This is a genomic window from Polynucleobacter sinensis (assembly GCF_001595985.1).
Lineage (GTDB): Bacteria > Pseudomonadota > Gammaproteobacteria > Burkholderiales > Burkholderiaceae > Polynucleobacter > Polynucleobacter sinensis.
Window position 1 is genome coordinate 96,352 of the sequence record NZ_LOJJ01000018.1, and the last position, 22,074, is coordinate 118,425.

27 protein-coding genes are annotated in these 22,074 nt (G+C 44.2%); 15 read left to right on the forward strand and 12 right to left on the reverse strand.

Annotated elements, in window-relative coordinates; genetic code table 11:
* Positions 1-61: 61 nt before the first annotated feature.
* Positions 62-1,234 (forward strand): alpha/beta hydrolase family protein, encoded by a 1,173-nt coding sequence (locus AOB49_RS10385; protein WP_062310821.1) that lies wholly within the window; start codon positions 62-64, stop codon positions 1,232-1,234.
* Between the two features lie 14 nt (positions 1,235-1,248).
* Here the strand turns inward: AOB49_RS10385 and AOB49_RS10390 are convergent, their stop codons facing one another.
* From AOB49_RS10390 to AOB49_RS10405, 4 genes are all read right to left on the reverse strand, one after another.
* Complete coding sequence (locus AOB49_RS10390; RefSeq protein WP_062310823.1) at positions 1,249-2,490, reverse strand: FAD binding domain-containing protein; 1,242 nt, start codon at positions 2,488-2,490, stop codon at positions 1,249-1,251.
* A 2-nt stretch (positions 2,491-2,492) separates the two neighbouring features.
* Positions 2,493-2,963, reverse strand: coding sequence for a VOC family protein (locus AOB49_RS10395; RefSeq protein WP_062310825.1), 471 nt, complete (start codon positions 2,961-2,963; stop codon positions 2,493-2,495).
* A 93-nt stretch (positions 2,964-3,056) separates the two neighbouring features.
* Positions 3,057-3,269, reverse strand: coding sequence for a hypothetical protein (locus AOB49_RS10400; RefSeq protein WP_062310827.1), 213 nt, complete (start codon positions 3,267-3,269; stop codon positions 3,057-3,059).
* Between the two features lie 164 nt (positions 3,270-3,433).
* On the reverse strand, positions 3,434-5,164 hold the full coding sequence (locus AOB49_RS10405) for an amidohydrolase (protein ID WP_062310829.1): 1,731 nt from the start codon (positions 5,162-5,164) through the stop codon (positions 3,434-3,436).
* Positions 5,165-5,479: 315 nt separating this feature from the next.
* Between AOB49_RS10405 and AOB49_RS10410 the strand changes: the two genes are divergently transcribed.
* From AOB49_RS10410 to AOB49_RS10420, 3 genes are read left to right on the forward strand one after another with little or no spacing between them, the layout of a single operon-like run.
* A complete protein-coding gene (locus AOB49_RS10410) occupies positions 5,480-6,271 on the forward strand; it encodes a hypothetical protein (RefSeq protein WP_062310830.1) in 792 nt (263 codons plus the stop codon).
* 19 nt (positions 6,272-6,290) lie between these two features.
* Positions 6,291-7,124 carry a transporter gene (locus tag AOB49_RS10415; protein ID WP_172793431.1) on the forward strand — a complete coding sequence of 278 codons (834 nt, stop codon included), beginning with the start codon at positions 6,291-6,293 and terminating at the stop codon, positions 7,122-7,124.
* A gap of 23 nt (positions 7,125-7,147) precedes the next feature.
* Positions 7,148-8,851, forward strand: a complete 1,704-nt coding sequence (locus tag AOB49_RS10420; RefSeq protein ID WP_062310834.1) for an amidohydrolase — start codon at positions 7,148-7,150, stop codon at positions 8,849-8,851.
* A 108-nt stretch (positions 8,852-8,959) separates the two neighbouring features.
* Here AOB49_RS10420 and AOB49_RS10425 read toward each other — a convergent pair whose 3' ends face one another.
* Positions 8,960-9,301 (reverse strand): HNH endonuclease, encoded by a 342-nt coding sequence (locus AOB49_RS10425; protein WP_062310836.1) that lies wholly within the window; start codon positions 9,299-9,301, stop codon positions 8,960-8,962.
* 93 nt (positions 9,302-9,394) lie between these two features.
* On the opposite strand from AOB49_RS10425, the gene AOB49_RS10430 reads away from it, so the two are divergent.
* Genes AOB49_RS10430 through AOB49_RS11940 form a run of 3 tightly spaced genes read left to right on the forward strand, consistent with a single transcriptional unit; the run spans position 9,395 to position 11,366 of the window.
* Positions 9,395-9,667: a TIGR03643 family protein gene (locus AOB49_RS10430; RefSeq protein WP_062310838.1), complete on the forward strand. Its 273-nt coding sequence runs from the start codon at positions 9,395-9,397 to the stop codon at positions 9,665-9,667.
* Positions 9,664-11,199 (forward strand): cryptochrome/photolyase family protein, encoded by a 1,536-nt coding sequence (locus tag AOB49_RS10435; protein ID WP_062310840.1) that lies wholly within the window; start codon positions 9,664-9,666, stop codon positions 11,197-11,199. Before AOB49_RS10430 ends, AOB49_RS10435 begins: the two co-directional genes overlap by 4 nt.
* Before the next feature lie 8 nt (positions 11,200-11,207).
* Positions 11,208-11,366, forward strand: coding sequence for a DUF2256 domain-containing protein (locus AOB49_RS11940; RefSeq protein ID WP_082784151.1), 159 nt, complete (start codon positions 11,208-11,210; stop codon positions 11,364-11,366).
* Positions 11,367-11,384: 18 nt separating this feature from the next.
* Here AOB49_RS11940 and AOB49_RS10440 read toward each other — a convergent pair whose 3' ends face one another.
* Complete coding sequence (locus AOB49_RS10440) at positions 11,385-12,122, reverse strand: SDR family NAD(P)-dependent oxidoreductase (protein ID WP_245640671.1); 738 nt, start codon at positions 12,120-12,122, stop codon at positions 11,385-11,387.
* 19 nt (positions 12,123-12,141) lie between these two features.
* Between AOB49_RS10440 and AOB49_RS10445 the strand changes: the two genes are divergently transcribed.
* From AOB49_RS10445 to AOB49_RS10470, 6 genes are all read left to right on the forward strand, one after another.
* Positions 12,142-12,555, forward strand: a complete 414-nt coding sequence (locus AOB49_RS10445) for a thiol-disulfide oxidoreductase DCC family protein (protein ID WP_062311322.1) — start codon at positions 12,142-12,144, stop codon at positions 12,553-12,555.
* On the forward strand, positions 12,552-13,109 hold the full coding sequence (locus AOB49_RS10450) for a chalcone isomerase family protein (protein ID WP_062310843.1): 558 nt from the start codon (positions 12,552-12,554) through the stop codon (positions 13,107-13,109). Before AOB49_RS10445 ends, AOB49_RS10450 begins: the two co-directional genes overlap by 4 nt.
* Positions 13,106-13,654 carry a DUF3833 domain-containing protein gene (locus AOB49_RS10455; RefSeq protein WP_062310845.1) on the forward strand — a complete coding sequence of 183 codons (549 nt, stop codon included), beginning with the start codon at positions 13,106-13,108 and terminating at the stop codon, positions 13,652-13,654. Before AOB49_RS10450 ends, AOB49_RS10455 begins: the two co-directional genes overlap by 4 nt.
* Before the next feature lie 138 nt (positions 13,655-13,792).
* Entirely contained in the window at positions 13,793-14,752 is a 960-nt protein-coding gene (locus AOB49_RS10460; protein ID WP_062310847.1) for a tripartite tricarboxylate transporter substrate binding protein, read from the forward strand.
* A gap of 38 nt (positions 14,753-14,790) precedes the next feature.
* On the forward strand, positions 14,791-15,489 hold the full coding sequence (locus AOB49_RS10465) for a molybdate ABC transporter substrate-binding protein (protein WP_062310849.1): 699 nt from the start codon (positions 14,791-14,793) through the stop codon (positions 15,487-15,489).
* A 20-nt stretch (positions 15,490-15,509) separates the two neighbouring features.
* On the forward strand, positions 15,510-16,160 hold the full coding sequence (locus AOB49_RS10470) for a cupin domain-containing protein (protein WP_062310851.1): 651 nt from the start codon (positions 15,510-15,512) through the stop codon (positions 16,158-16,160).
* 83 nt (positions 16,161-16,243) lie between these two features.
* Here the strand turns inward: AOB49_RS10470 and AOB49_RS10475 are convergent, their stop codons facing one another.
* From AOB49_RS10475 to AOB49_RS10490, 4 genes are all read right to left on the reverse strand, one after another.
* Entirely contained in the window at positions 16,244-16,531 is a 288-nt protein-coding gene (locus AOB49_RS10475; RefSeq protein ID WP_062310853.1) for a membrane lipoprotein lipid attachment site-containing protein, read from the reverse strand.
* Positions 16,532-16,580: 49 nt separating this feature from the next.
* Positions 16,581-16,949, reverse strand: coding sequence for a Rap1a/Tai family immunity protein (locus AOB49_RS10480; protein WP_062310855.1), 369 nt, complete (start codon positions 16,947-16,949; stop codon positions 16,581-16,583).
* Between the two features lie 37 nt (positions 16,950-16,986).
* Entirely contained in the window at positions 16,987-17,802 is an 816-nt protein-coding gene (locus tag AOB49_RS10485) for a hypothetical protein (protein ID WP_216634738.1), read from the reverse strand.
* Positions 17,803-17,917: 115 nt separating this feature from the next.
* Positions 17,918-19,345, reverse strand: a complete 1,428-nt coding sequence (locus AOB49_RS10490) for a sensor histidine kinase (protein WP_062310857.1) — start codon at positions 19,343-19,345, stop codon at positions 17,918-17,920.
* Between the two features lie 70 nt (positions 19,346-19,415).
* Here AOB49_RS10490 and AOB49_RS12105 point away from each other — a divergent pair, with 70 nt between their 5' ends.
* Complete coding sequence (locus AOB49_RS12105) at positions 19,416-19,577, forward strand: hypothetical protein (RefSeq protein ID WP_156471414.1); 162 nt, start codon at positions 19,416-19,418, stop codon at positions 19,575-19,577.
* Here the strand turns inward: AOB49_RS12105 and AOB49_RS10495 are convergent.
* Together AOB49_RS10495 and AOB49_RS10500 are read right to left on the reverse strand one after the other, a co-directional pair.
* On the reverse strand, positions 19,574-20,560 hold the full coding sequence (locus tag AOB49_RS10495) for a Bug family tripartite tricarboxylate transporter substrate binding protein (protein ID WP_062310859.1): 987 nt from the start codon (positions 20,558-20,560) through the stop codon (positions 19,574-19,576). The genes AOB49_RS12105 and AOB49_RS10495 overlap by 4 nt on opposite strands.
* 13 nt (positions 20,561-20,573) lie before the next feature.
* Complete coding sequence (locus AOB49_RS10500; RefSeq protein ID WP_062310861.1) at positions 20,574-21,305, reverse strand: Sua5/YciO/YrdC/YwlC family protein; 732 nt, start codon at positions 21,303-21,305, stop codon at positions 20,574-20,576.
* 117 nt (positions 21,306-21,422) lie between these two features.
* Between AOB49_RS10500 and AOB49_RS10505 the strand changes: the two genes are divergently transcribed.
* Positions 21,423-22,061, forward strand: coding sequence for a GntR family transcriptional regulator (locus tag AOB49_RS10505; protein ID WP_062310863.1), 639 nt, complete (start codon positions 21,423-21,425; stop codon positions 22,059-22,061).
* Positions 22,062-22,074 lie beyond the last annotated feature (13 nt).

Genomic DNA, 22,074 nt, shown 5'->3' on the forward strand with positions numbered 1-22,074 from the left:
GCGTCTTATCAATTGAGCTGGTACTACCTACTATTTAATATCTTGATATAAGTTAATTTCTATGAATACTGGAACACCTGGAAGATATGAACCCTTTGGCTGGCATCATTGGCCAGATCATTTTTTTATGTCCTATCAGTTTAGGCGGACTCTAGGCGAGACTCAAGAGGGCGGCGGGGCAGTAAGCGAATGTTTTCAGGCTGCCAGCAGGATGATTCCCGGTGACTTAAATAGTTGGCATGAGGAGTGGCTGAAAATTGCCGATAGAAATGATGCAAAGGGAGATGAGGCTGAGAGGCAGGGGCATATTCAAACCGCAATGAATTGCTGGCTAAGAGCAACCGAATACTATCGTTCAGCAGAGTTTTGGTTGGATGCTAATGACCCAAGAAGGCTTCCTACTTTTACAAAATGTGAAAATGCGTCCCATAAGTGGTTGAAGTATTTGCCTGGTGAGGTTGTGGAAATTCCATACGAGGACGGTAAGACATTGCCTGCGTACTTCATTAAGTCTCCTAAAGGTGGGGATCGTCAACCGGTATTAATTTCTTTTGGTGGACTTGATTCATTTAAAGATGAATTATGGTTCATGACTGGACGTGGAGCGGTGCAGCGTGGCATTTCTGTTCTTTTAGTAGATGGCCCTGGTCAGGGTGGTGCATTAAGGCGCCAGGGTATCGTGTCTAGATATGACTATGAAGTTCCTGTTGGTAAATGTATTGATTGGCTAGAAAAGCGAACCGATATAGATCCTAAGCGGATTGCTGTCAGCGGTTCAAGTATGGGTGGCTACTATGCCGCTAGGGCTGGTTCAATGGAACATCGCTTAGCTGCCTGTATATCTCATGGCGCTATTTGGGATATAGAAAAAAGATTTGCTGATCGTGGTGAAAATCACGCTCTTGCTGGGCATATGAAATGGGTAATTGGCTCTGATAATATGGCTGAAGCGGTAGTCAAGGCAAAGAAATTTAAGCTGGAAGGTGTGTTGGATCATATGCAATGTCCATACCTAGTTTTGCATGGCGGGCATGATGTGCTGGGCGTAGAGACGGTGAAGCTAGTTCATGATTATGCGAAATCAAAAGGAGTGAATGTGACATTGCGCCTTACCTCTGCCGAGGAGACTGGCGCAGAACATTGTCAGCATGACAATCCAACCTTAGGGCAGGAGATTATGATTGACTGGTTGGCCGATATATTTGGGATCGACCAGCGTAAATTATTTACATAAGCGGTGATATTGGACTAACTCATTTCTTCTGGTACTGCTTTGCCAGTTGCCAGTAGAGCGCTGATATCCACCGCTGTTTCAGCCATTACGGTATTGGCGCTTCTTTTGAGGCTGTCTTGTTCTTGAGCGGTTTTGTTGCCTTGAGATTGCATGTAGCGGCCTAAATATTGCGCTCTTGCCACAACATCTTGTCCCAGCTTAAGACGTTCATTGCTATAGGCTTGTAATGCGCTGGGGGTGGCGCCTAAGGCATGGATATGTTTGGCTATTGCCATTGCTTCATCGCCAGCTTTGGTTACTCCCATCCCAACATGTGGGCGTCCAACAAAGGCGGCATCTCCCATTAGGGCAACCCTACCAAAGACGGTTTGCTCAGATCTAACATCATAGATGGGCTGCAGAAACGGGGTTGCAGTTTTTTCCAGAATTTCAGCGAATTGAGGTGCTAAAAGGGTTCGAGCAGCTTCGCGCACATTGTGGATATTTCTCCAAGAAACCTTCAAGGGCGGGATGCCAGTCGGATGCAAAATGCCGTCATCATCTGTCAGTAGCTCAATCAGCTCGTCTGATTCAGGGGCCGCTCTGTACCAAACAAAGTTATAGCGCCGCTTTCCAGGCCTTAAATCATTACCTGCCCCAGCGACTGGATACCCTAGCATTTGCTCGCCCTGGGGTAAACAAAACCCAAAATAATCAAATAGGGTATTTAAAGTAAATCTTGAGAGGCAGTCTTCGTCACAGACCCCGCGCCAAGCTACATAACCAGCGTATTCAGGTTTGATGTTGGGTGCCAGTTGGGCGCGGACTGTTGAGCGAATACCATCGGAGGCAATCAGGATGTCGGCGGTATAGCTGCTACCATCCTCGCAGCTCACATGAACTGCATGCTCATCTTGTGTAATTTGATTAACATGTTTTCCCTGAAGATAGCGCTGCTCAGGGAAGTTTGTTTTAAGCAGCTGATACAGGCGACTCCATGAGGTAAGTGTTTGGGGAAGATCTATATCAGCAACGCGTTCACCATCAGGTCCGAGCGTGACACGTTTTTTGACTAAAACGCCCAGTGAGTCATCCACCTTGATGCCTGCCTCACGCAGTGCATCAGCTAGTGCATCATGCGTCACAATGCCTGCACCTCGCCCATCTAGTAATCCCGCAGCCCTCTCCAATAAAGTTACATCATGCCCTTGTTGTAGCAAAATATTAGCCACAAATAGGCCACCAAGGGAGCCGCCGACAACGATAATTTTAGACATATTTACTTTAGCTGCTCACGTTGTTTTGCATCTAATGCTGCTTTTTCATGGGCGGGATAGTTCAACTCAATTACTATTCCATTAGGGTCCACAAGAAAAATTTGATGTAATTTAATCACTGGAACTGTTCGTTCTTGATAGGGAATATTGAGTGCTTTCAATTGCTGTAATTTTTCTTCTAATCCAGTTGCAAAAAAGGCAATGTGATCGACCGCACCAGAGCCCTTGAGGGTTTCAGGGTCACGCTCCCCAAGGTATTGCTTTAATCCATTTGGATCGTTTTTATCAATAGCAATTAAATGCAGCACTGCATTTGACCACTCATCTTCTGGGCCGTTATATAGCCATACTCCTGGAAAGGGAAATTCAGGTCTTGGGCCTACCGTTAAACCAAGTAATTGAGTAAAAAATTGCGTTGTTTTTTCAATCTCCAAACTTCGGATAGAAAAGTGATTTAGGCTGAGTGTATTCATTATCAATTTGTAGTGAAGTTAAAGACAAAATCTTGTATTCAGTTGATTCGATAGCCTTAATCCTATGTTCTGATTTAGATGCATTGAGCGCGCTTATGGATGCGGCAAATAGCCGGCCGATAAGAATCCTGGCGACCTCTGAACTAAGTAGATTTCTCTAATATAGATAGTGCTGATTAGATGGGTCGATAAAGCAGCCACAATAGCTCGACCTGATAAAAGAAAGGCTGACATTAGAGCGATTTGAGCTAGGTGGGTGATATTGTGGATATCGGTAGGCATTTTTAGCTTGTCTTTTGGCGCCATTAATTTAGTAAATGATAGCTTACCCTATTGGTTGAAATAACGTTTAGTTTTGTTTTTTTGAATTAAACAATGCCCACCTTAGGATAGTTATTGATCGTTTTTTTTCGGGGACGGAAATCATTCCCCCAAATTTAAGATTGACTCCCACTTGGGCTCAAGTCAGATTAGTTTGATGTATAGACTTCTCTGCCGCCAACGATTGTTTTGAGAGCCTTTATATCCTTGAGATTTTCTTTGGGTATCTGGAAGATATTCTGGGAGAGAACTGTCATGTCAGCATATTTGCCAACTTCAATGCTGCCTTTTTGTTGATCTTCGCCAATAGCCTTAGCTGGCCAGATAGTCCACATCCGCAAGGCATCCCGAACTGAGATAGCCTCTTGGGGTTCAAAGATTCCCATATCAGACTGTCGAGTCACCGTTGCGTACATCGCCTTGAAGGGATCAATGTTTCCCAGATAAATTCCGGTCATATCTGTGCTGGCTGCGGGTTCTAAACCTGCATTTATTAAGGTCTTGAATTGGTAGCCAGTCTTGGCACGCTGTACACCCATATTTTCATAGTCCGCATTAACGAGTTCTAAAAGCCAAATTGGTTGGGTTGAAAAATGAAAGCGTGATTTTTTAAGTACTTGCCCTCTTTTTAATTGTTCTGGACTAAGTTGAAACATGCCAAAGTGCTCGATACGTTTAATCGTATTGGTTTGTTGATTTTTCGATAGGGCTTCATAAGCATTGAGGCCAATATCTATAGCGGCATCTCCGGAGCAATGCAGCATACTGACTTTGTTGTTTTGATTTGCCAATTTAGAAAATTGATTGGCCAAAGCTTGATCGGTCACCAGAGTGCCTCTACCTCCTGGCGGGTCTGTATCCATGACGCCAACGTAGGGCTCATACATATAGCCGGTGCGACAATCATTTTCACCATCAACCCAGGCCTTAATAGCGCCAAAGCGGTAGTAAGCAGAATTCGCTTTAGCAGGCATCTCAAAAACACTTAAGTCTTGAGGCATGCCCGCACCGTTTGGGGCAGCCCAAACCGATGCTGTATATCGAATATTGGGAGTGGGGGTGCTAAGCGAAACACTTTGCATGATGGGTATGGCTGCCGCTGGAGTAATTGCCATTACTGAGGTGAAGCCATAAGAGTTCCAGAATTTGGCGATATCAGTTGCATAGTATCGAGCAATCTCTTGAGGCGTAGGGCTACCTGGAATATCGCCCATGCCGTCGGTAATGACGCCATTGGGCTCACCATTTTTATCGGCGAGTACGCCAGCGCCATGAGGCAGTTTTGTCACCCCTTTTTTAACTCCCATCTTTGCTAGAGCGGCGCTATTGGCAATGGCCATGTGTGCGCCATTAGCCATGATCACCGGGTTATTTGGCGCCACTTGATCTAATTCAGCTTTGCTTGGCAGACGTTTTTCGGAGAACTTATTTTCGCTAGCTGAAACGCCTGCCACATAAATCCATTGATCACGCGGCGTTGATTGAACACGCTTTGCGATATTTTCCAATGCCTGTTTGACTGATGGCGTGCCTGGGTAGCGAGCATCGACCCAAACCTCTTTAAGCCAAATAGTTTCCATTGGATGTGTATGCGCATCAACAAAACCCGGCACCACTAATTGTTGATTCAGGTTAACTACTTTGGTATCGGGACCTATAAAGGATTTGATTTTTTGATCAGATCCTATAGCAATGAATTTCTCATTCTTTACGGCGACAGCGTTCGCTTTGGGTTGTCGTTGGTTCAGTGTTTCAATTTGCCCATTAATGAAAACGACATCCGCTTTCTCGCCAGCATAAATTGACTGACAAAAAAATAGCAAACACGAATATAGGCTCATGGAAATGAGTAGTGTGATTTTTCTTGATTTGCCAGTCATGAGATAAACCTCTTTTTTGGGAAGTGTGCAGATCAACTTACTTTGAATCTTACCCCCTACTTTGGCACAGTTTCATCATGGATAACAGTATCTACTTTTTGATCACGATGCGATGGTTTTTCTAAGGAGCGGTTTTTGTCTATATAGGCCTAAAAAGCTGTCGCGGATTGAATTCAGTGCCGATCCTAGGTTTTCTAAAGGCAGGCCCCCATCAGCAATGGTGGGGGCTTTCGCATTATTGGGGATTGCGATAGCTTATTTGGGTTGATAAAACTATAAAATGAGCCTCTATACCAATTTATAACCCTAGTTAATATGAAAAATATCTTTTTAGTAATTGCTTCCTTATTTGTAATGCTGACATCAGCAGGGTTTGCTCAGGCTGCCGATGAATCAAATCCCATCCCCGCAGTTTCGGAGGCATGGCGTTTCGAGGTCACCCCCTATCTTTGGGCGCCTGGTATTAAAGGTACCCTGGGTTTAGATAATGGCTTAGCTAAATCGGCTGATTTCACATCAACTGATGTGGTTAATAATCTGAAGTCGGGCGGCATGATTTCGGCTGAAGCGCACAAGGGTCAATGGGGTCTGATGGGAGATATAGTCTCGGCCACATTGCAAAAATCAGGTGCAATTCCAGTTCAGGGCGGTACTGCTACTCTCGGCGATAAGGTTACCTTGCAACAAACAATCTTAACTGGCCTTGCTACTTATACCGTTCTTAATAATAAAGATGCGTATGTCGATGCCTTGCTTGGTGTGCGCGCAATTTACGCTACAGCGACTGTCAATGTAAACGTGGTAGGCACTCCTTACAAGGCCTCAATCGCCAAGACCAGTTCTACAGTTGATCCAATTGTTGGAGCAAAAGGTCGCTATCGCATTGCAGACTCGACTTGGTATTTGCCTTTCTATGCAGATATTGGTAGTGGGGGCGGCACTACAAACTTAACTTGGCAAGCAATGGCCGGCATCGGGAAAACATTCAATCAATTGATTGATGCTTCCTTAACATATCGTGCCTTGTATTACGACATGAAAGATGGCGGCGTTTTGCAAAAGACGACCATGCTCGGGCCGCAAGTTGCCGTTACATTTAAATTTTAAGTAGGACCTTATTATGTATATGAGCAAAGTTTCAAGATGGGTTTTTCTCCTACTGTTGTCTAGTTATTTGCCCGCCCTGGTCTTTGCTCAGAGTACTGCAGCTAGTTCTAACCCTGCTACCCAGCCGGCAGAAACTCCGCAGGATATTGCTAAGAAATTGGCTAATCCGATTGCCAATATGATTTCTGTGCCGCTCCAGTATCAATTTAGTCGTGGGACCGGGTTTAACCAAGCGGGATCAATGCAAACACTCCTGTTTCAGCCCGTGATGCCATTTAACTTAAGTGGTGGTGATACTTTTATTGTTCGTCCCATCGTTGCTGGTGCCAGGGAGGTGAATGTCAATGGTTACTCAGGATATGGAGTTGCTAGTGTCACTATTGAATCTTTTTATGCGCCCAATACCAATTCTTCTTGGATTTGGGGTGTTGGTCCTTATGCGCAATCACCTTCTGGTAATAGCGGTAAGTTCGGCTCACAACAAACGGGTGCAGGTGTCACAGGCGTTGTTTTAAATCGTAGCGGTCCTTGGACTTACGGTTTATTGGGTTATCAGTCATGGAGCATGGGCGGTAATCCAGCATTCGGTACGCAAAATAATCTATATGGTCAGCCATTCGTGGCATACACCAATAAAGATGCCTGGACCTATACCGCCAATATGCAAGCACTCTATAACTACGACGCACGCCGCACTTCAAACCCTCTCTATGTTGGCGTTTCTAAATTAGTAGAGTTTGATGGGGTGCCCGTTTCTTTTGGTGCGGGCCCCATGTATTACGTAAGCAATACCCCTGGCGGACCTTCGGGCTGGGGCGCTCGTGCGACAGCTACTGTAGTCATTCTGAAGTAATCCATTTTCACTAAGGAATTGATATGAAATTCACACCAAAATTACTGGCCACATTATTAATGGCCCAGTGCGCGATAACTTTTGCCAAAGGCAATGCTGATACTATTTTTTATGGCGGCCCTATTGTTACTGTGAATGCGAAGAACGAAGAAGTTCAGGCGCTTGCAGTTCAGAACGGCAAGATCGTAGCTGTTGGTTCAAAAGATGCTGTGACTAAAGATTGGCAGGCTGCCACCACCAAAGTGATTGATCTGCAAGGTCAGACTCTAATGCCTGGTTTCGTAGAGCCACATGTCCACATTATTGTGACTTCAGTATTTGAGGGCTTGGGTTTGAACCTGAGTAACTTTACATTGCCCTATGACACGAAGGCGACCTTGATTGCAAAGATGAAGGCACACCTCAAAACAATTCCACAGGGAGGTTGGCTGTTTGGATTTGGTGTGGATCCGTCGCGCACAAGCCCTTTTATGGCAGAGTTAACTGCGGACGATTTAGATCAGGTATCTAAAGATGTTCCCATTTTCATCGTTAATCAATCTGGCCATATTGGCTATGTGAATCATAAAGCTTTAGAGCTTGCGGGAGTGACTGATAAGACGCCTAATCCCCCAGGTGGCGGTATTTTCGTTAAGGATGCTAAAGGCAGGCTTACTGGTAAGTTAGTAGAGCCACCTTCTTATTTGCCATTTATGGCAAAGATGCCCAATCCAACTGAAGCCCAATTGTTTGGCGCCATTCAGGGAACAATGAAGAAAATTGCGTCGACAGGAGTGACAACTGCCTCGGATATGAGTGTTGGCGGTAATTTTGGCGTTGATAAGGAAGTTGCAATCTATAAGGCGATTTTTGCAAAGAATCAATCTCCTATTAGAGTTCGCGGTTACTTATTCAGCGAAACTTTACCTGCTGGATATAACGCCATTAAGCCCAATGAAGGTGATGACCAATTGCGTTTCATTGGCATCAAATATATTTCTGATGGCTCAACTCAAGGTTTGACTGCGGCTTTGAAAGATCCTTATACCTATCCAAAAAATTCAAAGTGGACCGGTGCTCTGAATTTCAAAGATGCTGATATTTATGCCTCCATGAAGTCTTACTTTGATCAAGGCTGGCAAATTTCTACACACTCCAATGGTGATAAGGCCATTGATCAGGCTCTTGGTAGTTACTCCAAGCTGTTGGCGGGCAACCCTAAGCCGCAAGAGCGTCGTTTGCGTATTGAGCATTTCACGGTGAATAATGAGTCTCAGGTGAAAAAGGCTGTTCAGTTGGGGGTGGTACCAAGTTTTACTATTGGCCACGTAGATTATTGGGGTGCTGCCTTTAATGATCATATTATTGGACCAGAGCGCGCAAAGCGTATTGACCCTGCGGGCGACTTTAAACGCGCTGGTGCAAAGTTTACGCTTCATAGCGACACCCCAGTTTCTAATGTTGGACCTCTAAATTACATTAGCGAAGAGGTAACGCGTTTATGGCAACTGCCTCCACAAAAGGTGTTGGGGCCCGATCAATCCGTTTCTGTTGATGATGCTATTCGTGCTGTCACCATTGATGCCGCCTATCAAATTTTTGCCGACAATATTGTTGGCAGCCTTGAAGTTGGTAAGCAAGCCGACTTGGTGATTCTCGAAAAGAACCCACGCAAGACTCCCCCAGCGGAAATTCGTAATATTAAGGTGAAAGAGACTTGGGTAGATGGCAAAAAGCAGATTTTGTAATATGCCGTTTTCTCCGCCTTCTCTTTTGAGGGTGGATTCCTCATTAAAAACACCAGCCCCTCGGTTGGTGTTTTTTTGCCCTTAATCTCAGGCCGCTTCGTGGATTTATTATTTCAAGCGCGTGCTTTTTCGAACCTTCTCATAAAAATGATGGGGTTTAGTTCTGACCCAAGCGATAAATTTAGCCATCTCGGGATGTTCCTTGAGGTGCGACGCGTTATTGAATTCGCGAGCTAGCTCATTTTCACTAAAGAGGGCGTGTATTTGTCTATGACAGATGCGGTGAAGGTATTCGGTTGTTTTTCCACCTTTGGATTTAGGAATTAAGTGATGCGCATCCTTTTGTGCCTCTGGAATGGGGCGTTCACAGATAGGGCAGATTGTGTCTGGGATTTTTGAATGGAGACTAGGCTCAAGTGAAATGAGCTTCTGACGAATTTTTCCAATCATGGGATGCTTAAACTCAAATACTCGCTCTTGGTCAAAAATGCATTTCCCAATGAATGGGCTAGCACCAGTTTAGTAAAAAAGTCTTAAACTTGCATGGTGTCAAAATTCTCCCCAAAACTGCTCTCGGCTTCAGATATATCCCGCTTGATTGAAATGGCTTGGGAGGATCGAACCCCCTTTGATGCGATCGAAAAATCGTTTGGCCTCTCAGAATCTCAGGTAATTCAATTAATGCGGCATGAGCTCAAGCGTGGCTCCTTTGAGTTATGGCGTAAGCGGGTGACTGGAAGGGTAACTAAGCATGTTGCCTTGCGTAGCAAGTTAGTTGATCGTGCTTATTGCCCAACCCAATATAAGCATAAATGAGCGTGCCCAAAAGACTTGTCTTGGTGCTAGGCGATCAGCTAGACCTAGAAAGCGCAACTCTTAAAGACTTTAACTTTAAGACCGATCAAGTCATCATGATTGAATCGGCGCCCGAGGCTCAGCACGTTTGGTCGCATAAAGCCAAAATTGCTCTTTTTTTATCCGCGATGAGGCATTTTTCGCAGTCTTTAAAAGCCCTTGGCTATCCGGTGATTTATATCGAGCATTCGCTGCTGTCGATAGTGGAATCTTTGAGGGAGGAGATCCGAAAAGGCGGCATTACTCATTTAGTTTGTACAGAGCCTGGGGAGTGGCGCTTAAGGCAGCAAATTGAACTCTTAGCAAGCGAGTTGCAGATTGAGCTTGATATGCGTGAAGATAATCATTTCTTTTGTTCGCACTCAGAGTTTATCGATTGGGTTGCAGATAAAAAAGAGCTACGGTTGGAATATTTTTATCGCTTGATGCGCAAAAGACATCATATTTTAGTAGACGCTGAAGGTAATCCTGAAGGTGGGCAATGGAATTTTGATCAGGATAATCGCAAACCTTATTCTAAAAAGGGGCCTGGAATAATTGAGGCGCCGGTTGAATTTACTCCCGATGCCATTACGCAGGAGGTGATTGCGTTTGTTCAGAAGGCTTATGCCAATCACCCAGGGTCATTAGACAGGTTTGCTTGGCCCGTAACACGTAAGGAGGCCCTGGAGGGGCTTCATTACTTTGTCGAATATCGCTTAAGAAACTTTGGCATTTTTCAGGATGCAATGTGGACTGATACTCCGTTTGGTTGGCATTCCATTCTCTCAAGCTCTCTTAATTTGAAGTTGCTCAATCCTCGTGAAGTGATAGCCGCAGCTTTACTTGCCTGGAAAAAATACTCTCTAGATTTATCGACGATCGAAGGATTTATACGTCAAATCTTGGGTTGGCGAGAGTTTGTGAGAGGTATGTATTACTTGGATATGCCAAAGATGGCTCAGGATAATTATTACGATCATCAAAGATCATTGCCAAAGTGGTACTGGTCTGGTCAAACTCAAATGGCTTGCATGGCCGATGCTATTGGTCAAACTCTACAGTATGGCTATGCCCATCACATTCAAAGGTTGATGGTTACTGGTAACTTCGCACTGCTTGCGGAAATTTTGCCGGCAGAGGTGTGTGATTGGTATTTGGCGATTTATGTAGACGCTATTGAGTGGGTGGAGCTTCCTAACACAGCGGGCATGGCTTTATTTGCTAATGGCGGACGGTTTACTAGTAAGCCATACATTGCTAGCGGCGCCTACATTAAGCGCATGAGTAATTACTGTGAAGCGTGCCAATATAAGCCTGACATTCGCTTTGGCGAGAGGGCTTGCCCAGTAACAAATCTCTATTGGAATTTCCTCATTAAGCATCGTGATCAGTTTGAGGCAAGCCCTCGCACCCGTTTGATGACAGCAAACTTAAAGCGAATTAGCGAAGAAGACCAGGCATCGATTGTTCTACATGCTCAGCATATTTTGAACCACTTGGATGATCTCTAGGGTTGCTTATGGGAACATCATTTAAAGGTAACAAAAGTTTTTTGCCGAGCAAGATTTGTGTAGCTTGTCACCGAGAAATGGTTTGGAGAAGGTCTTGGGCCAAGAATTGGGATTCGGTCAAATATTGCTCTGATGCATGTCGAAAGAAGGGCTCTAAGTCAAATTGATGGGGTTTAACTAGACCTTCACCAGGGTAAATTTTCGCCTGAGTAACTTAGAAAGCTACCTGAGTCCTCTGACTTTAGATTCTGAATGACTCGCCACATATCGGATGCTGCGACACTGGCGGGTCTACCAATTTGTTCGCCTCGAAATGGTTTTGACAGCCTTGAGTTAACGGTTCCTGGGTGCATGGCGATTAAGGCTGTGTTGGATTTTGTCCGGGCAAACTCAATTGATGCGGTTTTAATGATCATGTTGAGTGCGGCTTTAGATGCTCTGTAGCTGTACCAACCACCAAGTCGATTGTCTTCAATGCTACCCACTTTGGCCGAGAGGGTTACCATGATGCTGCTTTTGGGGTCGAGAAGTTTTGAGAAGTGACGAATGGTTAAGGCTGGACCAATAGTATTGATTTTCATGAGCTCTGAGAGTTGCTCAGCATTTAAGTCTTCTAACCGCTTCTCAGGCATCCAGCTATCTGAATGCAGCACCCCAACTGTGTTGATAATGAATTGAAACGGCCCCTGAGAGGCAAGTGCGGTCGCGCAGGCCTCGATTGAATCTGAATATTGATAATCAAGACTTGGATCTGAGTGGCGGTGAACCCCAACAACCCCTGCACACGCAGGGTCATTGCTTAGGAGTTCCACAAAAGCTGCCCCAATAGTGCCAGAAGAGCCTATGACTAATGCGCGAAAAGGGCTTGGAAGTAGGGTCAAGGTGGATTTCAAAGTTGGTGTGCTTCCAAACAGTTTATTCAATAAGTCTTACACTTGCTTGATGGCTTTAGAACTTCAAAAATTAACCTTGTTTTACGATGGCGCATGTCCCTTGTGCCAGGCGGAGATATTGTTTCTTTCCGGGCGCAATCAAGCCGGACTGCTTGATTTCATTGATATCAATTCGGATTTCTATGACCCATTAGCAACCGGAGTATCTTGTGAGCAGGCCTTGGCTGCCATGTATGGTCAGTATGCTGATGGGGTATTAATTAGTGGCGCTGCAGTATTTCCTGAGGCGTATCGGAGGGCAAACCTACCTTTTCTAGCTTGGCTTTTTTCCAGGAAGATGCTTAAACCACTAGTGCAGTTTTCTTATACGATATTTGCAAGAAATCGCCATGCTATTTCACGTGCTTTAGGTCCGATGGCATTGCGTTTAGTCAATAGAGGAAGCGGGAGGAGTGCATTATGAAAACGACATTCTTTTTCATGTGGCTTTGTGCATCTATTTCATTGTTCAGTTCCACAGGATTTGCGCGGGAGTTGGCATACATTGATACGGCCCTTAATACAGCAAAGCTTCAGGGTAGCGGTAAATTAACGTGGTGGGGATTTCATATTTATGATGCTGCTTTCTATCGAGCCTCCAATATGAATTCAACGGAGTTTGCCCTAGATTTACGTTATCGAAAATCCTTTAGCGGTACCGCTATTGCGGATCGCTCGGTGGAGGAGATGAGGAAATTAGGAGTTCCAGAGGCGCAGGCGCAAAACTGGGGGAAGCAATTAGCGACATTTCTGCCCAATGTTGAACCTGGTCAGAATTTAACTGCAATTTATGCGCCTAAGCAAGGAACCACTTTCTACTTTGAAGGAAAGCCATTAGCCCAAATTTCAGGCGCCGAATTTCCAAAGGCGTTTTTTGGAATTTGGCTAGATCCTAAAACTAGCGCGCCTAAATTGCGTGAGCAATTGTTGGGACAAAGTTGTCCGCCACCACTTTTTCAGGAGACTTGTAATCAATGAGAAATCTCATCGGTAAATTCATTGCTTTTACGTTTTGCGCATCCTTTTTGCTGGGCTGCTCTGGGCCTCAGTTAAGTCAATATGCAAATGAGAAGCCTATCTTGGATCTTAGTGAATATTTTTCAGGAACAATTGACGCGTATGGAATTTTTACTGATCGAAGTGGTTCGGTGGTTAAGCGCTTTACCGTTTTGATCCAAGCAAATTGGAAGCTTGTTGACGGCAAAAAGGTTGGTACCTTGGACGAAAGCTTTGATTACTCTGATGGTACTAAGCAAAAGCGCGTTTGGACGATCACAGAGGTCTCCCCTGGCAAGTACATAGGGAGAGCGGATGATGTGGTGGGTGAGGCAAATGGTACATCAGCAGGGAATGCGCTAAATTGGTCCTATACCCTAGCGCTACCAGTAGATGGTACCGTCTACAACGTCCAGTTTGATGATTGGATGTACTTGGTTTCTCCAAAAGTAATGCTCAATAAGGCTGATATGAGTAAGTTTGGTATTCACCTAGGTGAGGTCACTCTCAGCTTTTATAAGCGCTAGCTTATAGAGGTTCTGCGCTTCCTAGGCTGATCAAAAAGGGGTGTAAACAACTTCAAAATGATCGTGATACATTGAGGGCTAGAAGTTAATAAAAATAGGGTTCTTAGCCAAGAGACCCAGTGAAAATTGGAGACGTAAATGAAATTTATAAAGTCAGCAATATTTCTTTTCCTTGCAATTGCCTTACCCTGTCTTGCTCAAACTTACCCCAATAAGCCTGTCAAAATTATTGTGCCGTTTGCAGCTGGTGGCCCAGCTGACAACTACGCACGCTTTATTGCGCAACGCCTTGGGGATGAATTTAAATCGCCATTTGTTGTAGAAAACAAACCAGGCGCAGGTTCCATTATTGGAACCGACTTTGTCGCAAAGTCAGCTCCTGATGGATACACCCTATTGATGATGTCCAATACTCAGACGGTAAATGAATCCCTTGTTGAGAATAAGCCGTTTAATTTAATGCGTGACTTTGTTGCGGTTGCACCGATCAATTACTCAGACTTAGTGCTCGTCATCAACCCATCGCTTCCTTACAAGAATTTAGGGGAGTTGATTCAATATGCTAAAGCGAATCCAAATGCATTGACCTACGCTTCTTCTGGCACTGGCACCCCTTACCATTTTGCTGGCGAACTTTTTAATTCGATGGCAGGCGTCAAAATCTTACATGTACCCTATAAAGGAAGTTCGGGCGCTAGAACGGATGTTTTGGGCGGTCAAGTAAATATGATGTTTGATGCCGTCACAACGATGTCGGAATATGTCAAATCAAATCAAGTTCGGGCAATGGGGACTACGGGTTTAACACGCTCAACGATTTTGCCAAACGTCCCCACCATTGCTGAATCTGGTGTTCCTAAATTTGAAACATCAATTTGGTTAGGGATCATGGCGCCTGCTGGAACTCCTAAGGATATAGTTGACTCACTGAATAAAGCCATAGTCAAAATTCAGCGTAATCCAGAGGTGCAAGAGTTGTGGGCTAAGCAGGGTGCCACAGCGCTAATCATGAACCCTAGTCAATTTACTGCTTACTTGAATGCGGATATTCAGAAGTGGGCAAATATTGTTAAAACTGCCGGCATCAAAGCGCAGTAACTGATATTTTGGTGTAAATATTATTTTGAAAGCATAGTATGAAATTATCGATTTTAAGTGGAGGCGCCGCTGCTGGCGTTGTGCAGGGGCTTCAGGGGGAGTTTGAGAAAAAGTATTCTTGCCAGATACACGCTAACTTTAGCGCCGTTGGTGCAATGCGCGATCTCCTGTTGGCGGGTGAGCCATGTGATCTAGTGATATTAACTAGAGCTATGGTGGAGGGGTTAATGAAGGGGGGTCAGGTAATCGAGGATTCATTAGCTTCTTTGGGTATTGTTCGTACTGGAGTGGCGATAAAGACTGGGGACCCAGTTCCTAAAATTGCGACTCGGGAGGAGTTGTTCAATGCATTTAGTCAAGCACACGGAATTTATTTTCCGGATCCAGAAAAAGCAACCGCAGGTATTCACGTTTATAACGTCTTAAAACAATTAGGTCTTGAGAAGGTTAAGGAGAAGGAGTTGCGAATTTTTCCAAATGGCGCAACTGCAATGGCTGCAATGGCCGCATCCTCCGAATCAGGATTGATTGGAAGCACCCAAGTGACTGAAATTAATATTACCCCTGGTGTTCAGTTGATTGGAATGCTTCCAAAAGAATTTGAATTGGCTACTGACTATTGCTTGGGGGTTTGTTCTGCAGCTCAAAATCCTCAGCTGGCCTTTGATTTTGCGAAGATGCTTGTGGGAGAAAGTGCAGCCACCTTGCGTCAGAAAATTGGATTTGAGCTGAATTGAGTTGGTTCAAGGCAAGATAGATGAACATTCATTCTGACTATAGTCAGCGAGTCGTAACCAGTCACCATGATTTGCCTTGGATTTCCAGCCCCGAGTCTGGGGTAGAGAGGCGCATGCTAGAGCGTATCGGTGATGAGCTTGCCAAAGCTACCTCTGTGGTTCGCTATCAACCAGGCTCTCGGTTTCATGCCCATGTGCATGAGTATGGAGAGGAAATATTTGTTCTAGATGGTACGTTCAGTGATGAGACGGGTGATTACCCAGCTGGTACTTATATTATGAATCCGCCAGGGTCAACGCATGCTCCATTTAGTAAGTCAGGTTGCACACTTTTTGTAAAGTTAAGGCATCTTGGCTCTGACCAGATTGAGCGAGAGGTGGTTGACACTAACTCTGCAGAGTGGTTTCAGGGTATGGTTCCAGGATTGACAGTTATGCCCCTCATGAGGCAAGGCTCAGGTTCTACCCTGGTGCGATGGGCTCCTCAAACTTACTTTAATCCACATAGGCATTACGGCGGCGAGGAAATTTTTGTGATTGATGGGGTGTTTGAAGACGAGCATGGACGCTATCCAGCGGGATCCTGGATCCGAAGTCCTCATATGAGCTTGCATCAACCATTTAGCAAGGAAGGCTGCACCATATTTGTAAAGACAGGCCATCTTTTATAGATGTCGAAATTGTTGTTAGGTAGAAATAAAAATACCAACCTGTGGGTTGGTATTTTTATTTGGAGCAAGTAATTAAAGTCTAATTAATTTGGTGCTTTAGCTGGCTGATTATTTTTTCCAGCGTTGTAGCCGGCGTTATATTCCGCAGCTTGATTTTTCTTATATGCATCATAAGCATAACCAGAGGCCGCACCAACAGCCGCACCACCCACTGCGCCCCAAATGGGATTGCCGTGGAAAATGGCGGTGCCTACTGCGCCAGCCGCCGCACCAATGCCGGCGCCAGATAAAGTACGTTGCTCGGTATTGCTCATGTTGGAGCAGCCTGCAATTGCTATGGTGGCAACAGTAATAGTGATAATTTTTTTCATATGAGGTGATCCTAATGTTGGTTTAGATAGAAGCGTCTAAATGATGTAATTATTTTTTTCCACAAGGAAAGCGCATGGCTAAGAATCCCAATACCGTACCTGATGCTGGTTCATTGCTTAACTGCGGAGTGGATTGGGCGAACTGAACATAATCTGCAATGACTTCGTCACGTTTTGGTGCGGGCTGTTTTACACAGATATAAGGTTTTGCACGTTGTGGGTGGCGCGTAGCCAGATAAGTGTCATAAATTGCCGTTGTGTAGCCTATACAAAAACTACGTGACTCTGGGCTTGAAGGAAATTTGCATACATCCACAAGCTCCTTTGTGCTCAAGACGGGAATTTTTTCTGCAGCATAGGCGCCAACTGAGGCGGTGAGAAGTACGCTCGCAGCGAGTAAAGAAATGTGTGTTTTCATAGGTTTTCCTTGGAGGGGGCTCGGTAGATTGATGATACTAAAAATTAAGAGAGATCTTGCCGTAAACAGACCAGTTATATTGGTTGTAAGTTTGAATTACCTGCTTGCTGGCGCCAACGGCAAACAGGAGGTTCTTTGTTAAACGGTGAGTAACCATGCCATCTAGGGGTACAAACCATCCCCCACCTGCAGAGTTATAGACTATGCCGTTCTCATCCCAAAGGCGCAATTGTGTGCTGGGTGATAGTTGAAACCCTAATGTGGGGAAAAGTTGTAGATTTCTGATAAGGGGCGGTTGGTTTGGGTTTATTTGCATGGAATTATTCTTGGGATCGAATCCATACATATATCTGGCTAGTGGTGAGAAGTCGGATATTTTTAATGGGTTTTCTCCGCTAGGCCTAAAGCTAGCTCCAACTTGAGGTCCGATGGCCCATTGACCATGGTTGCCAAATGGAAAGACAACTCGAGCTCCCAAATTAGCACCCCAGCTTGGAAGAAAATTGGGATGATTGCCCCAAAAAGTGAGCATAGTATTTCCGGCGCTATATTGACCTGGAGAGCTATTGGCCGTACTTGGGCCATAAGGCGCTACATAAGCAGTATCTAATCGAAGAGTGCCCTTAAATTGCTCGAAATCTAAAGGCTGATAGTAGCGAAGTCGAATGGTGTCTAGATAGTTTTGAGCGCCATCTGAGTCATGGTAGCCCCAAAATTCTAAAATATGGTCTCTGGAATACTCGCCAGATACATTTTGAAAGTAGCTTGAAAATTTATCTTCATTTTCATTGGCCCATGAAAATGTACTCACCAATAAGAGCGATGTGAATGCAATCAATAGCTTGAGATTCATGATCTGCAATATTGAAGCTGACTCTTGGTATTTACTGCAATGAACATATTTTTTGGAAGATGCACTGCGGTTGCGGTTTTGGGTTTAGAGGGTATCCCTCACATTCTACAGAGCTTTATGCAGCTGGTACCGTGATGGTGAAGCATGCGCCACCGCTAGGGCTATTTTTGGCCACAATATCTCCGCCAAATCGATTCATAATATTTTTAGATAGCCATAATCCAATTCCAGAGCCTGCCTCTTTATTGCTAACTAGTAGTTCGAAAATTTTAGACTCTTGCCCATCTCTAATTCCATGCCCATTATCTTGAATGGATATTGTGATTGAATCTAACTCTCTGGCTATAGAAATCGTAATTTTTTTCCGTTCGATACTGCTCTCATCTAAGGCTTCCACGGCATTATTGAGCAAGTTAATAAGCACCTGCTGCCATTCACTCATATTGATTTGAATTTGGTAATCTGTGACTAAATTGAGCTCTAAATCTATTTTTGAAGCTCGTAATTTACTTTTGGATATTTCGATGACTTCATTAATGGATTCAAGTAGGCTCACTTTTGATGAGTAATTTCTCTTATTTGATGCAAGCCTTGATAAATTTTTGACAATATTTGAGGCTCTATTAATGTCATCCAATATATTTTTTATGATCTCTTTTAATATGACTGTATCGCTCGGATCTGATTGAAGCTTCATCTCTGCAAATTGCGCATTGAGCCGAGTTGCAGCTAGAGGTTGATTGATTTCGTGAGAGATGGTTGAGGCTAAAGCGTTAACGGAAGCATGTCGATTGAGTTTTTGCAATGACATAATCATTTCGTTGCGCTCATCTAGTGCATTAGAGAGTCGCAAATTCATATTATTGAGTCTACTGTGCTCGCTAAACCCTAAATGGAGTCTTAAAACAATATAAGTTAAGTTCCGAATGGAGTTGAGGAGTGATAGAGCAAACCAAATGACTAAGTTATATGTTTTGAGGTCAAAGGTGAATCCGCTATAGCCAGAGAAGACGTTGATTACTCTCATGAAGTACAGAAAACTTGCTAGCGCAAAGACGATTGCCAAAAAGTTAAAGAAGATTCTGTTGGAGAATTCTTTAGCAGTTTTTCTTGCTTGATATACGCAAAATATATTAGCAATACCAAACATGAAAGTGGATAGGGCCGAAATTTCAGAGGTAACTTGCCCTTGAGCCTCGTGCCTGAGAAGTTCAACCAGCAAGAAAAGTATTAATGGCGCAGTCGGAGTGAGCCAGCTCATTCTTCTATTGGGCTGAGTTGGGGAGAGTCTACCCAGGGATTCACTAAAGATAAATATGGATAAGGTTTCCAAAGAAACCATGAGGCTATAGCTGATGACTAAGGGAATTTCAGCTCTAAATACAGTAACAGATGTAGCAATGGAGGTTAATAAGCAGCCATAGATCCATAATTTCGCCGACAAGTCATTTTTCTTCCAGAATAGGGCCCCAATCAAAATGGCGGCAGCAAAGCTTAGTCCGCTATAAAGTAGAAAGATGGTTTGAATAGTGGATGGCAGCATGGTTAAGGGTTTAGGCGCCTAATTTTGTCGAATTTCGCAGTTTCTGCTTTAGGGGCGATTATCTCTATAAATGTCAGTTAGCGAATTAGCCTTAAAGCGAATAGCTGTTAACAATGCTGCTGCCACTGCCCTTGATTCTTATGGTGCAAAGGTTTATGACGATGCCGCGAATGAAAAAGCCACCTTAAAAGGTGGCTTTTGCTTCAAGATTTTACGAAGTGTGCGAAATTAATCTGCCTTAATGCCTGCGGATTTGATGATTTTTCCGAAATATGCGGTATCTCGATTGATGGTATTAGTTAACTCCGAGGGTGGACCGCCAAGCACAATCATTCCCTGTTGCTTAAATTGCTCTATTAGGGTTGGACTTGTAAATGCCTTTTGCAATGCATTGTTGAGTTTTTGTATGATAGGTTTTGGAGTGCCTGCTGGTGCAAAGAAGGCTAACCAATTTGTGCTCTGAAATCCTGGTAATGTTTCAGCGATTGCTGGAACCTCGGGTAGTAGTGGGGAGCGCTTTAAGCCCCCATTTCCAAGGGCGCGAACCTTTCCTGATTTGATAAATGGTAGAGCGGTTGATACGCTAATTAGAAACATTTGTACTTCATTTGAGCTCGTAGCCACAATTCCAGGGCTTCCGCCTTTATAGGGGATGTGGACAATATTGGTGCCGGTCTTATCCTTAAATATTTCCATTGCTAGATGCTGTGGAGACCCAATACCAGTGGAGGCATAATTGAGTATGCCAGGTTGACTTTTGGCTAGCATAATGAGTTCATTTATATTGTTTGCTGGCAATCCAGGATTGACCACTAAGATATTGTCCAATGCTACACCGAGCATGACGGGCTCAAGATCCTTCTTTAAGTCGAAGGGAACCTTATCGTAGAGTAGTGGATTGGTGGCAATTGACGCTTGATCTACTAGGATTGTGTAACCATCGGGCGCTGCTTTTGCAACCATGGATCCAGCAACCATGCCAGCAGCGCCGACTACGTTATCCACGATGACTGGCTGGCCAATTTGCCTACTTAACTCAAGTGCGGAAAACCTTGCAAAACTATCAGTGCCTCCACCAGCGGCGTATGGAACTATAAATTTAATTGGCCTATCTGGATAATTAACTTGAGTCTGTGCGCTGACGATGGGCCAGGAGCTGATGGCAAATAGAGCGACAACTAAATTTTTTAATTGATAGCGAATGAAATTTTTCATATGTAACCTTGCGCTAAATTGTGGAATGAAGGGTGATATTGAATCGATCCTTAAATGCTTTTTTGAGTTCCTCAAACATCACGCCCACGCGAATAACAGAAAAGTCACTAAAGTCGATAATGGTGCTCGATCTACCCAGGGTGTTGTGGTACTTGGATAGTCCATAGTCTGCTATCAAGTCAACGGCATTAAGTACTTCCGCTTCAATATCATCGGCGCGGTATTTGCTTCCCATGAGAGAGGTGTTGGCTGAGGAGCCAAAAACTGGCATCCCCATCTCCCATGATTGATTTACAAGTTCATCATGTAGTACTCCTGCATTCAGAAGCATGTCGATGGTTCCGGATTTTGTTGAATTCTGGAGTACAAATGGGTCTACATTCTTGAAGAAGGGATGGCTGGGATTGAAGGGGGCAACAACGGAGAATGGAAGCTTTTCTCGCTCAATAATCTCCTGAATCATCCCTCGCTTTTCATTTGGTAGCACATGGATTTCATTGCTAATTTTCCAGTTGGAAAAGAATCCGCTTGGCTTTTCGTAGCTTCGATTCTTGGCTTGAAAAATTCTTTTGATAGCGTTTTCTTTGCTGCCAATAACAGCGTATGCAACATCAAGACCGATGACCGCAACGCCACCATTACTAAGAACATTCAGAATTTCTGTGGCATCTGCCTTAAGTTTTTCTGTTGTCACCGCATCGTGGGTATTCGCGTGATTTGCGCTGGGTTTGAGGATTTTTGGCATATGTCTCCTTATTTCTGAAATTTCTTATGAGGAAAAATATAGCATAATTGTGCACAATATATCCATTTAAATACGATTTAATGAATAATTATGTAATATTTGTATACAATAGAAAATATGGAAACAACTGCATCCCGCATCTACAGTCAAGTAAAAGAGTGCATCGTCGATGGCCACTATCCCCCGGGAATGCGGATAGTTGAGCAGAATGTTGCTAAGGAGTTCAGTTCATCGCGCACTCCCGTTCGTGAGGCTATGCGAATGTTGGCTTCTGATGGCTTTTTAGTTTTTACCCCCAATAGTGGCACCGTTGTTAGGGAGTGGACGGTAGAGCAGATTCGAGAATTATTTGATCTGCGCGCCCTAATCGAGGGGGAGATAGCTGATTTATCAGCATGCAAAATCTCTGATCAGGAGATCGAGCAACTTCAATCCATTCAAGATCAAATAGAGAGAGTTGTTGCTACCCAGCCAAAGGATGTCTTAAGTGATATTTCTGCATTGAATCGAGAATTTCATCAAATCATTGCCAAGGCGGGAAGAAATGATCGCTTAATGGCTATGTTAGCGGGCGCTATTGAGGCACCAATTATTCACAAAACCTTTCGTAGTTATTCGGAAAGGGAATTACAGCGTAGTCTTCAGCATCACAGGGAGTTAATAGATGCGCTAATGGCCCGAGATGGCTCTTGGGCTAGGAGCGTTATGAGTGCCCATATTTATGCAGCAAAAAATGCTTTACTTGGTGCGAAATAAAGGCAAAGATTAA